We start from the raw sequence: 14,485 nt of genomic DNA, 5'->3' as shown, positions 1-14,485 counted from the left end.
GCCCGCATGGTCGCCGATGGCGTCATGACCCCCGAGCAGGTGGAGCAGAGCTACCAGAGCTGGCGCGGCGGCATGAAACGGCTGGACGCGCACCGCAGCGTGCGGGCCATGGACGCGCTGTACCGCAGCCTGTTCGGAAATCTCGCGCAGGGGGGGTGCTCAATGCAGGCCAACCAGAGGGACGATTCAAGCGGAAGCAAGCCCTCGCAATAGCGGAGAACCGGCAACTCAAAGCAGCGGCCTAAGCGAAGCGGCTGCGAAATAACAGAAGCATCGAAGGCGTGCTGCGGCGCGCCTTCTTCCTTTGCGCCCATCAAAGCGGCTCGGCAATCTCACGGCGCTAATACGATGGCGGCACATTCCCCGACAAGAGAGGAGTCCGCATGGACACTGAGGAAGACACGCCGCGCCCCAACGAGCTTCAAGATGGCACCATGGCCGAGGTCAACGCCCTGCGCGATCTGCTGTCGCAGATCGGCGACCCCGACGCGGCGCACGACGCGGGCGTTATCGACGATGACGAGTACGCTGAGCGGAAGGCGCGAAAGCTCGCCTACACCGCGGCGCTCGCCGCCTACGACAGCGGCGAGACGCCCGACGTGTCGGCGCTGCTCGACCAGATGCGCGAGCAGGCGTCGCAGCCGACGCAGACCGAGCAGAACACGGCAAACATCGACTACCTGCTCATGACGGTCGGAGGTGACCAGTAATGCCGACGAAGAAGACCGACGAGCACTCCAAGCACTTCGCACGCGTCAAGAAGTACTACGACCGACCTCTTTGGAGCAAGGCGCGAGTACACAAGGCCGTCGAGTGCAAGTGGATCACCGCCGACGAGTACAAGGAGATCACCGGCGAGGAGTACACGGCCGAATAGGCGGAAGGAGGGCGCCCAGGATGGAAGTGCTCAAGCTTTTTGCGCCTTACGGACCGGCTTGGCTTGGAGGCGTGCTCCTGACGCTCGTTGCGTTCTACTTCGGGAGACAGTTTCTCGAGGAGTACAAACGCCAAAACCAGCGGAAAGGCGAGCTCGACCTGAAGCGCGAGGAGCGCAAGCAGGCCGAAGTCGACGAGAGGGCGCAGCGCGACCGCGAGCGGTCCCAGATGGAGGGGCGCATCGCCGCCCAGATGGAGCGCAGCAACACCCTGATCGAAGGAATGAAAACGCTCATGGAGTCGGTCGTCGCGTCAAATGACGTCCTCCACGCGGATTTGGTCCACAGCCAGGCGAGAAGCCAGGGAATGGCGGAGAAGGTCGACCACATCTGCGACCGCGTCGACCTGATCTACAGCAAGGAATCCGACAGATAGGAGCAATCGAATGACAGAGATCCAGGCGGGCCTCACGGTATGCACGGTGCTGGTCGTGCCGTACATCGTGCAGGCCATCAAGACGAAGGCGATGACGGGCAATGTCGCCCGCTGGACGGCCATCGCCGTCTCGGCAGGATGCGGCGCCCTCACGGCCATGTCGGGCGGCGTACCGACCGAACCCTCGGCATGGGTTACGTCCATCTTCGCCGCGGTAGGCGGCGTGCAGGTGGCCTATGCGGCCTTCAAATCGGTCGGCATCACGGACAAATGGCTGGACGCCCTGCTGGCGCTCGGCGACATCAAGGAGGACTAATGGCAGACTTCGCAAACGTCCAACCGGACGAGTACAAGCTTCTGGGGCGCAACTTCTCCGCAGGCCGCCCGTTCGGCATCAAGGGCGTGACCATCCACCACATGGCCGGCGACCTCAACGCCGGCCAGTGCAACGGCATCTGGGGCGCCAACGGCTGCTCGGCGCACTACTCGGTCGACCGCAACGGCTACATCGTGCAGCACGTCAACGACACCGACCGCGCCTACGCCTGCGGCGACGGAATCGGCACCGGACGCGGCAACGACACGACCATCTCCATCGAGCACGCGAACAGCGGCAGCAACCCGTGGACGGTCCACGAGAAGGCCATCGAGAGCGGCGCGCACCTCGTGGCGGCCCTGTGCCTATACTACGGCCTTGGTCGCCCCGAGTGGTGCAAGAACGTGTTCCCGCACCGCTACTGGAGCGCCACGGCTTGCCCCGGCGAGCTTGCGGGCTCCCAGCGCGACCATTACATGCAGCGCGCCCAGGCGTGGTACGACGCGATGAAGGGCGGCAAGGCGCCAGCCCCCTCCGCCGCCGCTAAGCCTGCCGCGGCAAAGCCCGCTCAGGCGGCATCTGGCGGCTTCACAAAGGCATCTGGCAAGCGCATCCCCGTCCACTACTCCCTCCACCTCAAGGGCGGCGGCTGGCTGGACGAGGTGATCGACTTCGGCGCCGGGGACAACGGCTTCGCGGGATACCCGTGCCGACAGCACGACCTCCTTTGCGCCCGAGTTGATCGCGGTACGCTCAAGTATCAGGTTCACACAATCGAGGACGGCTGGCTCGATTACGTTTCCAAGGGCGACCGCAACGATACCGTCAACGGCTGCGCCGGAATCGCCGGCCACACCATCGACGGCGTGCGCATGTACTACGTGACCCCGGGCGGCGAGGAGTACAAGCAGGCGTGGTATCGCTCGCAGACCACCGTGCGCCCCGGATGGCTCGATACCGTGTGCGACGACGGCTCCACGTACGGCGGCGACGACTACGCCGGTTTCTACGGCGAGCCGCTCGACCGGCTCCAGGTCTGTGTCACCGACGGCAACCCGTACTAGCATGATCGCGTTGGCATTCGTGCTCGGCGCGCTCTTCGGCGGCACCGTGGCGACAATCGGGCTCTGCATCGTGAGCATCAACCGGCGCTAGCCGCGGCCCGCTCGGGTTTACCGGGCGGGCTTTTTTCTCGAGAAAAGATGACGCTACGCCGCCCGTGGTATCCTGAGCAGCACGACGGTCCCAACGGCGCAGATCTCGGTTCTAGAATCTAGGCAGACGGGGCACCATCGAACGTGAGACCGTCCGAACCTCGCATGGTCCGGGCGGTTTTTCTTATACCGACGCGACGTGATGGGACGTGGTATGGCAGCAACGGATATCGAGCGCGGACTCTCAACCGCCGAGGTCGAGGAGCGTATCGCCGCCGGTAAAATCAACCGCAACATGGAACTCAAGACCAAGTCGGTCAAAGAGCTCATCATCGAGAACCTCTGCACGCTGTTCAATTTGATCAACGTGATCTTGGCTTTCCTGGTCATTTTGACCGGTTCGTTTAAGAATCTGACGTTCCTGTTCGTGGTGTTCTTGAACACCGCTATTGGCGTCATTCAGTCCATGCGTTCCAAGAAGATGGTCGATAAGCTCACGCTGCTGACCTCCAAGAAGGCCATCGCGGTGCGCGACGGCGCCGAGGTGGAGCTCGGCCTGGACCAGATCGTGCTCGACGACATCATCCGCTTGGGGCGCGGCGACCAGATTCCCGCCGACGCCGTGGTGGTGTCGGGCGAGGCGCTCGTGAACGAGAGCCTGCTGACGGGCGAGAGCGACCTTATTAAGAAACAGCCCGGTTCCGAGCTCATGAGCGGCAGCTTTATCGACTCGGGCCTGCTGCGCGCCCGCGTGATCCATGTCGGCGCCGACAACTACGTGGCTAAGATCAATAACGAGGCCAAATACGTCAAAAAAGTCAATTCTGAGATCATGAACGAGCTTAACGCCATCGTGCGCTTTGCGAGCATCATCATGATCCCGCTCGGTTTGGCGTTGTTTGCCTCGAGTGTGAGCGAGCTGTGGGATGCCGCGGGAACCCCGGGCGATAGCGCGCTTTCGTGGTGCTTCTCCGAGCTGTTGGCCGGTCATGTGCCTTCGTCGGCGCTGCTGTCCACGGTGGGCGCCCTGCTGGGTATGATCCCGCAAGGCTTGGTGCTGCTGACTTCGTCGGTGCTCGCCATCGCCACGGTGCGCCTGGCCCGCCGCAAGGTGCTGGCACAGCAGCTCTACTGCATCGAGACACTCGCTCGCGTCGACGTGCTGTGCCTGGACAAGACGGGCACCATCACGTCGGGCCGTATGGAGGTCGAGGGCACGTATCCGCTGCCTGTTGAGGGTGTTGGCTTTGGCGTGGACTCGGACGAGGCGGCTGTTCCCGTCGATACCACAGTGCTCGATTTTGCGCTGGCTAACGTGGCACGTGCGACCTCGGCCGATGCCAACGAGACCTGCCAGGCGCTGCTCAACTATTACGCCGATCGCCCGGTCGAGGTGTCCGAGCCGCTGTCGGTCATTCCATTCTCGTCGTCTAAAAAATGGAGCGGCGCTTCTTTTGCGCAGGGCTCCTACGTAATGGGCGCCGCGCAATTTGTGCTCTCTGATCGTGCGTTTGCCCAGGTCGAGAACCGTGTCGCCGAGCTTGCCGATACCTGCCGCGTGCTCGTGGTGGCGCGCGTGGACGGCTTTACGCCCGATGGGGATATGGTGGGCGAGGCCGAGCCCGTGGGATTTGTGACCATCCGCGACGAGATTCGTACCTCGGCGGCCGAGACCATCGGCTACTTTAACGAGCAGGGCGTGACCCTCAACGTGATCAGCGGCGACGACCCGCGTACGGTGTCGTCGATCGCGCGCGTGGTGGGCGTGCCGGGGGCGGACGCTTATGTGGACGCCACGACGCTCGATACGCCGGCCAAGCTCGATGCCGCAGTGGACCGCTACCATGTCTTTGGTCGTGTGACCCCGCAGCAGAAGCGCGAGCTCGTGCAGGCGCTCAAGCGCCGCGAGCACACCGTGGCCATGACGGGCGACGGCGTCAACGACGTGCTGGCGCTCAAGGAGGCCGACTGCTCCGTCGCCATGGCGGCCGGCTCCGATGCCGCGCGCAACGTGGCCGAAATCGTACTCGTCGACAACGATTTTGCCTCGATGCCCGCCGTGGTGGCCGAGGGCCGTCGCTCCATCAACAACCTGCAGCGTTCGGCCTCACTGTTCCTGACCAAGACGCTGTTCTCGATGGGCCTGGCGGCGCTGTGTATCGCGCTGCCGCCGTACCCCTTCGAGCCCATCCAGATGACGCTTATTAACTTCTTCTGCATCGGCGCGCCGGGTTTTGTGTTGGGCCTGGAGCCCAACAATGCTCGTGTGAAGGGTGCGTTTTTGAGCAACGTACTCAAGCGTGCACTGCCGGCGTCGATTGCGGTCATTTTGGCTGCGGCGCTCGATATCTTTGTGGCGCGCGTGTTTGGCTTTAGCCAGCTCACGCTGTCTACGATGTGCCTGCTTACGTCGTGCGCGGCGAGCGTCAGCCTAATCTGGCGCATCTCGCAGCCTCTCACGCCCTTACGTGTGGTGCTCTTTGTGTTTGTAGTCGCCGGCATCCTGGTGGGCGTTATCGGATTCCCGGAGCTGCTGTCTATTGCCAACCTGTCGATGGGCCAGATGGTTATCTTGGCTGTTATCGTGGTCTTTACCTGCTCGGTGTTCTTTAAGCTCGCCACGATGATGGATTCGCTCAAGCCGCGTCGTCGTCATGCCGCAACTGGTTTTGGCCGTGGTGTGCGCGTCCACCTGGGTCGCGGTGGCGGCAAGGTGAGCTCGACGGGTTCGACGGCCGAGCGTTTTGCCAAGCGCGTCGCCGCCGACATGGCGCAGCGCCGCGAAGATCGCACCGCTCGCGAGGCCGAGGCCCGTGCACTCGAGGGCGTGGCCCAGGCCCAGCCCAAGAAAAAGAGGAGTACCGGAGCCAAGCGCTCTCGCGTGACCAAGTCCGCCCAAGGCATCAAAGTCTCGATGCCAAGCAAAAAGAAGAAGTAACTACGCGCCCTGGCGATGTTGAATTGGTGCCTTGCTCCTGTGGGGCCGTGGCGATGTTATGCTCTAACCTCGATTGTTTGAATTGCTTCGAAAAGAGGATGCCGTGATCTGCCCGCATTGCCTTAAGACTATCGAGGACGGCGCCTCGTTCTGCCCCTACTGCAACGCCTATGTGGGTCCGGGCGATGGCCCCGAGCACACCGAGTTCGTGTTCTGCGAGGGCTGCGGTGCCCGTCTTTCTCCGCACGATCGTACGTGTCCCAAATGCGGACGCCCCGCTCCGGGTATCCTCTCCGAGGACGCGGCCGCATCCGACCTGGCAGCGGGCCGCACGGCGGGCTTTCCGCGCCTAACGCAAGAGCAGATCGATACCGAGGTGCCTCATGCGCCCGCCTCGGCTGCCGCGGTTCTTTCGGACGCCGCCGATCCCAACGAGACCTGCGTGCTGCCGGCTTTCGATAAGGATTTCGGTATCCCCAAGGTCGATATTCCCACGCCCGTTTCCCTGCACGACGATGCTCAAAAACCCAAGCGCAAAGTGCATCCCGACGAGGACGCCTATCACAAGCACAAGCGTCATATCCCCAAGCCGCTCATCGTCATCGCGGTACTTGCCGTCGTTTGCGGCGGTGCCTATTGGTTCGTGACGACCGATCCCATGGGTGTCATGCCTGGCTTCTACGACCAGTTTGGCCAAGCTGCACAAACCACCTTCCCCACGCGCCAAAAGGGCGAGGCGACTGAGGACGATACCAAGCAAGACGATTCTGCCGAGGTGGTCCAGGAAGAAACCGTGCTCACCGACGATCAGCTCTATACCAGGCTCGACGGTCTGTATCAGACCATCGTGTCCTACGGTGACGAGGACCAGATCGGCGAGGTCATCGATTCTTTTAACAACGGCTATCTTCGAACGCCACTGTCCACCCGTCAGGAGCTGTCGCAGAGTGCCTACGCCCTGCGTGACCAGATAAAAAAGACGCAAGATGAGCTCAACAACCTTAAGTACCAGGACGATACGGTCTATGCGGACGACATCGCCCACTTAAAGCAGCTTGCCGAGTGGATGTACGAGCGCGTCGACGTGATCTGCCAGAGCTGGGACATCTCGCTGGCCATTCCCGATGGCGAGTCGATGAGTTCCCACCAAAGTGATATCCTGGCGCCCATCGCACAGGGCGGCAACAGCGCGCTGAACCAGTACGACGCCAACGTGGGCTCCTGGAAGCCGCAGCAGCGTTCCTAAAATTAGTTCGCCATAGTCGGCATAACCTACGTGCGCAATTGATGTAAGCGCATGCTTATTGCTACAATTCGTACAAATATGCTTTAAACGCACGAGGAAGGAACCACATGTTTGGTTTTAAGAAAGAGCTCTACACGCCCGAGTATCAGCTTGCCGGCGACGAGTGCGCCGTTATCGAGACGTCGAAGGGTACCATCAAGGTCAAGTTTGACGGCGAGGGCGCTCCCATTCATGTCGCGAACTTCTGCGAGCTTTCCACGATGGGTTTCTATGATGGCCTTAAGTTCCATCGCTATGTGCCCGGCTTCGTCATTCAGGGCGGCGACCCCAATACCCGCGATATGTCCGGCGCCGACGTCGCTGCCGGTCTTGAGGGCCCCGACGGCATGCCCGGTACCGGTGGCCCCGGCTACTGCATCAAGGGCGAGTTTGCCACCAATCCGCGCAACAGCCATGTCGATGGCGCCCTTGCCATGGCACGCTCCATGGACCCCGATTCCGCGGGTTCGCAGTTTTACTTCTGCCTGGGTGCCCAGCATAACCTCGATTCCGGTTACACCGTCTTTGGTACCACGGTCGAGGGTCTCGATGTGATTTCGCAGCTGCGTGCCGGCGACGAGATCGTTCATGTCGAGATCGTTCACGAGTAAAGGGGACTTCCTTGAATAGCCAGCTGATCCAACAGGGCCGCGCCGCTTACCGCGCGGGTGATTTTTCCGCTGCAGCCCAGATGCTTGGGGCGGCAAAGACTCCCGATGAGATTATGGGCGAGGCCGATCACCTTCGTGGCAACGCCTTGATGCACCTGGGCATGTATGCCGAGGCCGCCGAGGCTTATGCCGCCGCCCTCAACGACGGCACCTACGGCAAGCGCGGCGCGCTGCTCACCAACCGCGGCAAGGCGCTCGCCGCCGTGGGCGACTACACGACGGCCGCCCAGGCGTTCTCTGCCGCTACGCAGGATGCTTCCTATGCCACGCCGTTCAAGGCCTATCTGGGCCTGGGCAATGCGCTGTTCCAGTCGGGCGACTATGCCAACGCGGGTACTGCCTTCCGTCAGGCTGCCATCGACGGCGCCAATCCGGCTCCTGCCGCCGCGCTCGGCGAGCTCGGTCGTTGCTTCATCAAGCTCGGCCGTCCGGCGGATGCCGTGGAGACCTACCGCACGGCTATCGACTTTGCCGGCCCCCGCGACGACACGCGTGCGCTCAGCGCCGGCATGGGTCAGGCGCTTTCTGCCGCCGGCCGTCCCTCCGACGCACTCGACGCCTTTAACGCCGCTACTGCCGATGGCATCTACCAGCTCACCTCCGAGCAGGCCGATGAGCTTGCCCGCGTGCACGATTCGCTTGCCGCGCTGTCTGCCCAGACGGCTATGGCCACGGCTCCGGCGCCCGCGATGGACGCTCCTGCCGTCGATCCGCTCGATCCTACGGGCGCGACCGGTCAGTTTATGCCCGATCCCTCGGACACCGGCTTCTTTACGCTGTCCGAGTCCGAGATGGTCCAGCAGGACCGTCAGGATCGTAAGCAGGCCAAGGTCCGTCGTCGCCATCGCCACACGGGTCTCAAAGTCTTCATCGTGCTGCTTCTGCTCATTTTGATCGCCGCGGGCGGTCTGGGCTTTGCCTACACGCGCGGCTTTGGCTTCCCGTCTCAGGAATCTGTGGTTTCCGATCTGTTCCAGGCTGCCGGCGACGGTGACACCGCAAAGGCCGAGTCTTGCCTGGCCTCGAGCCTGTCCGAGGACGCCAAGTCGATGATTATCTCCTCGATTCCGCAGGGTGCCACCGTGTCCGTCGAGGGCATGGATCAGTCCATGACCGAGACGACCGCCAAGGTGAAGGCATCGCTGTCCAAGGGCGGCGAGCAGGAGTACACCGTCAAATTCGTGCGCTCCGACAACCATATCGGCTGGGCCGTTTCCTCGCTCGATATGGATTTCTCGGCTGCTGACAACCAGTAGTGACCTTATGGGATTTAGCTTTGCCCGGCGCTTCACCGCAAGTGAGGTGCCGGGCTTGCGCTAGTATGATGAGCTAGTAGTTTTCCAGCAATCATCCAACACATCAGGAGTTGCGTTGTTTTCTTTGATGGATATGTTCTTCGGTAGCTATGCGGGCGATCTTGCCATCGACCTCGGCACCGCAAATACGCTTGTCTCCGTGCGCGGCAAGGGCATCGTCATTCGCGAGCCCTCTGTTGTCGCCATCGACAAGAACGACGAGCGCATCCTGGCGGTCGGTATCGAGGCAAAGCGCATGCTCGGCCGTACGCCCGGCAACATCGTGGCCGTTCGTCCCCTGAAGGACGGCGTCATCGCCGACTTCGATGTTACCGAGGCCATGCTTCGCTACTTTATCGACAAGGCGTCCGAGAAGCGCTATCCGTGGACCCCGCGTCCGCGTGTTGTCGTCTGCGTTCCTTCCGGTGTCACGTCGGTCGAGAAGCGTGCTGTCTTTGAGGCCACGATCCAGGCCGGTGCCCGCCAGGCCTATCTGATCGAGGAGCCCATGGCTGCCGCTATCGGCGCCGACCTGCCCGTCGAGGAGCCCACCGGCTCCATGGTCATCGACATCGGTGGCGGTACCACCGAGGTTGCCGTTATCGCTATGGGCGGCATCGTCGTTTCGCAGTCCATCCGTATTGCCGGCGACGAGTTCGACCAGGCTATCCTTACGCACGTTCGCGATGCCTATAACCTGGCCATCGGCGAGCGCACGGCAGAGGATATCAAGATTAAGGTCGGCTCCGCCGTGCCGCTCAAGGACGAGCTCGACGTCGAGGTCAACGGCCGCGACGTGATCACCGGTCTGCCCAAGACCGTGCGCATCGAGAGCGAGGAGATTCGTCGCGCGCTCAACAAGCCGCTCGACGAGATGGCCAAGGCCGTCAAGGACGCCCTCGATGCCACGCCGCCCGATCTTGCCTCTGACCTTATGTACTACGGCATTTTGCTGACCGGTGGTGGCGCTCTGCTACGCGGTCTCGACGTGCGTCTGCGCGATGAGACCGGCGTTTCGGTCAACGTCAGCCCCACGGCGCTCGATAACGTCGTTAACGGCTGTGCCCGCGTGCTCGAGGCCAATGCGTTTGATGGCGGCTTCGTCCAGACCAATGCTTAATTTCCAAAAGGTGGATTCCATTTGGCACGATCTTCGGGTTTCTCCACAAATCTGAATACCAAGCGACAATCAACGGGTATGCGCCCGTTGATTGTTTTCAGCCTGATTTCGGTGTTGCTGCTCACGTTTTACATCCGCGAGGGCGAGGCAGGGCCGATTCATGCCGTGCGTTCGGGCGTAACGACGATTACCTCGCCGGTGCGCTTTGTGGGTTCGGCTGTGGCGGCTCCTTTCAATGCCATCGGCAACGTGTTCTCTAACCTTACGGCGTCGCAGGACACGCTCGACGAGCTCAAGAAGCAAAACGAGGAACTGACCTCTAAGGTTGCTGAGCTCTCCGAGGCTCAAAAGACCGCTGAGCGTCTGGAGGGGCTGGTCGGCCTGCAGTCGACCTATAACCTCAAATCGACCGCTGCTCGTATCGTTGGTGCCTCGGGCGATGCCTGGACCTCGACCGTTACCATCGACAAGGGCTCTGCCGACGGCCTTACCATCAACATGCCCGTGACGAGTTCTGCCGGTGTTATCGGCCAGATCATCGAAGTCTCGGCCAAGACGTCCACCGTGCGCCTGATTGGCGACGAGAACTCGGGTGTGTCCGCCATGGTACAGGACACGCGCGCCCAGGGCATGCTGCAGGGTCAGGCTGACGGCACGCTGCGTCTTGAGTATGTGAGCGTCGACTCCGACGTTAAAGTCGGCGACATCATCGTGACCTCCGGCATTGGCGGTGTGTTCCCTAAGGGTCTACCGCTCGGCACCGTCTCGTCGGTCGAGAAATCGGCAAACGACGTGTACTACACCATTGTGGTGCGCGCTCAGACCACGGCCGAGAACAACGAGGAAGTGCTGGTCATTACCTCGCTGACCGACGAACAGTCGGCCTCGGATGAGGACGTGAGCACCGCTAATAGCACGCCGCAGGGAACGTCGCGCGATGCTGCGACCAAGACGAAGGACGAGAGTTCGGATGACAGTTCCGACACGTCCGAGACGACCGATTCCGGCTCGAGCGAATAGGGGGCATGTCCATGGATCTACACGAGCAGGGGATGAGCTCCCGTACGTTTGTGATCGCCGCCATCGTGTGCGTGCTGCTGCAGGCAGGCCTGGCACCGCAGATCTCCATTGCGGGCGGTCGCGTCAACTTCATGATTATCCTGGTGTGCCTAAGCGTGTTCTCGGGCGACCCGACCCGTGCCGTCGTGTGCGGTTTTTGCAGCGGCTTGTTTTATGACCTGTCCGCTGCCGTGCCGGTGGGCGTTATGTCGCTCCTGCTGACCGTGGGTTCTTTTGCCCTGGTGCACAGTGCCGTCGGTCAGACGGGCGGTAGCCCGAGTGCGCGCGGCGTCACCGTGGGCGCGTTCGCGCTCGTCATTAATGTGATCTACAGCATCATCTTGCTGTTTATGGGTTTGGAGACGAGCTTTGTCGTGGCGATCTTCGGCCATGCACTGCCGTCCTCGATCCTGACGGGTCTGGTTGCCATTCCGTTTTTGATGTCCGGCGTCGTGCCGCAGTCCGGCTATGGATTCTCCGCGCGTGGCGGACGCCAGACGGGTATGCGCTTTAAGCCCAAGACCCGCAAGCTCAAATAGGGGAGGCCCATAGATGTCTTCCCAGTTGACGGTTATTATCGCCGGTATCGTGCTGGTTGTGGCCATTGTGGTCGCGCTGGTCATCATGCGTCGTGGCGATTCCCGTTTTACCTACGATACACAGCATGGAACGGCCCCGCGCGCCACCGAGGGCGAGGGCAATACCGCGGCGACCGCCTTTAAGGGCCGCTTTTCCATCCTCACCACGGGTGTGGGCGCGATGTTTGCGGCGCTTGCCGTCAAGCTGTGGGGCATGCAGATGGTCTCGTCGGACTATTACGAGAAGCAGGCTAATAGCAATCAGACTCGCACCGTTACCACTCCTGCTGTACGCGGCCGCATCCTCGACCGCAATGGCGTGGCGCTTGTCCAGAACCGTCCCTCACTTGCTGTCGTGGCCTACCGCGACCTTGCCGAGGATGAGGTTCTGGTTCGCCATCTTGCCAACGTGCTTGGAATGCCTTACGTGGCGGTCCTTCGCAATATCCAGGACAATACAGAGGGCGCCCAGAGCCTGCATACCATCGCGACGGACGTCCGTCGCTCCACAGTTGCCTATATTCAGGAGCATGCCGGCGAGTTCCCGGGCGTCAAGATTGCCGAGCGTACCGAGCGTCAGTATCCATATGGCGAGACGGCATGCCATATCTTGGGCTATACCGGCACCATTACCTCCGAGCAGCTCGAGGCCCAGAATAAGAAAACCTCTGGCGATGATGATGCTTCTGCTGGCAAGATTACGTACCAGTCGGGCGATATCGTGGGCCAGGCGGGCGTTGAGAGCTACTACGAAAACCTGCTGCAGGGTATTCGTGGCGAGCAGACCGTCAAGGTCGATGCCTCGGGCAATGTGACCGGTCAGGCCGGCGCCGTGCCCGCGAAGGCCGGCTCCGACATTAAGCTCACGCTCGACCTTAAGATTCAACAGGCCTGTGAGACGGCGCTGGCGAGCGCTATCGAGCTTGCCAAGACCACTGGCTACAGCAATGCCGGCAACGGCGCTGTAGTGTGTCTCGATCCCAACAATGGCGAGATTCTGGGCATGGCGAGCGAGCCCAAGTTCGATCCGTCCGTCTTTATCGGTGGCGTCTCAAATGACGTGTGGACCGAGCTCAATGATGACAAGGGTTCGCACCCGCTGCTCAACCGCGCCATTAGCGGACAGTACATGTCGGCCTCGACCATCAAGCCGCTCTCGGCGCTGGCCGGTCTTGAGTTTGGAACTTACACTTCAACGCAGACAACCAACTGCACGGGCTATTGGACGGGCCTGGGCAAGTCGTGGGGCAAGCGCTGCTGGCTGACGTCTGGCCACGGCACCATGACGCTGCAGTCGGGAATCGCCAACTCGTGCGACCCCGTCTTCTACGACATGGGCAAGGCGTTCTTTTATGACGAGCAACATCCCGAGGGCCTGCAGGAGGTCTTTCGTCGCTGGGGTCTAGGCAAAACCTGCGGTATCGATCTGCCGAGTGAGGGCGCGGGCCGTATTCCCGATGCCGAGTGGAAAGAGTCGTACTTCACCGACGCCTCTGCCGAGGACCGCAAGTGGAATGCCGGCGATATGACCAACATTGCCATCGGTCAGGGCGACATTCTGGTGACGCCCCTGCAGATGGCGTGTGCCTATATGGGTCTTGCCAACGGCGGCAAACAGTACGTGCCTCACGTGTTTTTGTCTGCCGTGTCGCGCGATGGCGACGGCGATGCCTATAAGTACAACGGCAAGGGCAAGAAGAAGCGCCTGGAGGCCAAGATCAACAGCGATTCGGATTTGGCTCTAGTTCGCAACGGCATGCACGACGTGATTTACACGGCATCGACGTCCCTGGCGGCGCACTTTGGCACCCTGACGCCGCAGGTATACGGCAAGTCGGGCACGGGCGAGAAAAGTGGCGAGGACGAATACGCGTGGTTCTGCGCCTATGCACCGGCCGATGATCCCAAGTATGTCATCGCTACTGTTCTGGAGCAGGGCGGCGGCGGCTCAGATACCGCGATGCATGTCGTGCGCGACGTGCTCGGCGTGATTTATGACGAGCCCGATACCTCTTCGGCCTCGGGCGATTCTTCGGTTCGATAGGAGGTTGCGATGGATTTTTCTCCGGCGGATCTGTTCCGTTCAACCAAGACCGGCTCTCGCAGCAGCCTGGACCGCGTCAACAAGCAACTTTCGGCCTCGCGCGGCACGTTTCGCCAAAAGGTGCATATCGGTGTGCTCGTGGCTACTGTGGCGCTCGTCGCCTACGGTGCCATCATTATCTGGTCGGCTTCGCAGTTTAAGGCCGATGCCTCGTTCTCACGCCATCTGCTGGGAATTGGCATCGGGGCGGTGCTGGCGGTGCTGGTCTGGCGTACCGACCTTCGCGGTATTTCCAATTTCTCGACGGCGTTGCTCGTCATCGACCTGATCGTGATCTTCTCGCCCAAGATTCCGGGTCTGTCCTATACGGGCGGTCTGGGCATGACGGGCTGGATCAAGATTCCCGGTATCGGCTTGACATTCCAGCCGGTTGAGCTTGCCAAGCTCATCACCATCTTCTTTATTGCTACGCTTGGCTCGCAGTATAACGGTCGCATCGATACCGTTCGCGACTACGTCAAGCTCTGCGGCATGCTGTCCATTCCGTTTTTGGCCGTCGTTGCCATGGGCGACCTGGGCTCGGGCCTGGTCGTGCTGGTTTCGGGCGCCATCGTCATCTGCATGAGCGGTGCACGCCGCGAATGGGTGCTGTCGACCCTGGCCCTGCTCGTGGGCCTGGTGGCCCTCGTCCTGGCGCTCGATTCGGTCTTTGAT

Annotated in this window: 14 protein-coding genes and 1 pseudogene; all 15 read left to right on the top strand. The window is 61.6% G+C overall.

Translation table 11 applies throughout. From position 1 onward, the window contains the following. Nucleotides 1-213: pseudogene (locus AB5164_RS03040) on the top strand (hypothetical protein); the annotation flags it as partial. Nucleotides 214-383: 170 nt separating this feature from the next. After that, nucleotides 384-710 carry a hypothetical protein gene (locus AB5164_RS03035; RefSeq protein ID WP_368142336.1) on the top strand — a complete coding sequence of 109 codons (327 nt, stop codon included), beginning with the start codon at nt 384-386 and terminating at the stop codon, nt 708-710. After that, nucleotides 710-877 (top strand): XkdX family protein, encoded by a 168-nt coding sequence (locus tag AB5164_RS03030; protein ID WP_368142335.1) that lies wholly within the window; start codon nt 710-712, stop codon nt 875-877. The genes AB5164_RS03035 and AB5164_RS03030 overlap by 1 nt, the downstream gene beginning before the upstream one ends. A gap of 20 nt (nt 878-897) precedes the next feature. Beyond that, complete coding sequence (locus AB5164_RS03025; protein WP_368142334.1) at nt 898-1,311, top strand: hypothetical protein; 414 nt, start codon at nt 898-900, stop codon at nt 1,309-1,311. A gap of 10 nt (nt 1,312-1,321) precedes the next feature. Beyond that, nucleotides 1,322-1,627, top strand: coding sequence for a hypothetical protein (locus AB5164_RS03020; RefSeq protein ID WP_368142333.1), 306 nt, complete (start codon nt 1,322-1,324; stop codon nt 1,625-1,627). Beyond that, nucleotides 1,627-2,691 carry a peptidoglycan recognition protein family protein gene (locus AB5164_RS03015; RefSeq protein ID WP_368142332.1) on the top strand — a complete coding sequence of 355 codons (1,065 nt, stop codon included), beginning with the start codon at nt 1,627-1,629 and terminating at the stop codon, nt 2,689-2,691. The genes AB5164_RS03020 and AB5164_RS03015 overlap by 1 nt, the downstream gene beginning before the upstream one ends. Nucleotides 2,692-2,995: 304 nt before the next feature. Further along, entirely contained in the window at nt 2,996-5,719 is a 2,724-nt protein-coding gene (locus AB5164_RS03010; protein WP_368142331.1) for an HAD-IC family P-type ATPase, read from the top strand. 103 nt (nt 5,720-5,822) lie between these two features. Beyond that, the gene (locus AB5164_RS03005) at nt 5,823-6,965 is read left to right on the top strand and encodes a zinc ribbon domain-containing protein (protein WP_368142330.1); all 1,143 of its coding nucleotides are present in this window, start codon (nt 5,823-5,825) and stop codon (nt 6,963-6,965) included. Between the two features lie 107 nt (nt 6,966-7,072). Continuing rightward, complete coding sequence (locus tag AB5164_RS03000; RefSeq protein ID WP_006236059.1) at nt 7,073-7,615, top strand: peptidylprolyl isomerase; 543 nt, start codon at nt 7,073-7,075, stop codon at nt 7,613-7,615. Between the two features lie 11 nt (nt 7,616-7,626). Then, nucleotides 7,627-8,931, top strand: coding sequence for a tetratricopeptide repeat protein (locus AB5164_RS02995; RefSeq protein ID WP_368142329.1), 1,305 nt, complete (start codon nt 7,627-7,629; stop codon nt 8,929-8,931). A 127-nt stretch (nt 8,932-9,058) separates the two neighbouring features. Next, a complete protein-coding gene (locus AB5164_RS02990; protein WP_006236061.1) occupies nt 9,059-10,090 on the top strand; it encodes a rod shape-determining protein in 1,032 nt (343 codons plus the stop codon). Between the two features lie 78 nt (nt 10,091-10,168). After that, nucleotides 10,169-11,110 (top strand): rod shape-determining protein MreC, encoded by a 942-nt coding sequence (gene mreC / locus AB5164_RS02985; protein ID WP_082421788.1) that lies wholly within the window; start codon nt 10,169-10,171, stop codon nt 11,108-11,110. Between the two features lie 11 nt (nt 11,111-11,121). Continuing rightward, complete coding sequence (locus AB5164_RS02980; RefSeq protein ID WP_040359971.1) at nt 11,122-11,688, top strand: rod shape-determining protein MreD; 567 nt, start codon at nt 11,122-11,124, stop codon at nt 11,686-11,688. 13 nt (nt 11,689-11,701) lie between these two features. Next, on the top strand, nt 11,702-13,771 hold the full coding sequence (gene mrdA, locus AB5164_RS02975; RefSeq protein WP_368142328.1) for a penicillin-binding protein 2: 2,070 nt from the start codon (nt 11,702-11,704) through the stop codon (nt 13,769-13,771). A 9-nt stretch (nt 13,772-13,780) separates the two neighbouring features. Next, on the top strand, nt 13,781-14,485 hold a 705-nt coding region (locus AB5164_RS02970; protein ID WP_368147791.1), incomplete at its 3' end, for an FtsW/RodA/SpoVE family cell cycle protein.

Source organism: Collinsella aerofaciens (assembly GCF_040915425.1).
Taxonomy (GTDB): domain Bacteria; phylum Actinomycetota; class Coriobacteriia; order Coriobacteriales; family Coriobacteriaceae; genus Collinsella; species Collinsella aerofaciens_BW.
Note: the sequence above shows the minus strand (reverse complement) of the source record. Positions and strands in the feature narration are given on the sequence as shown.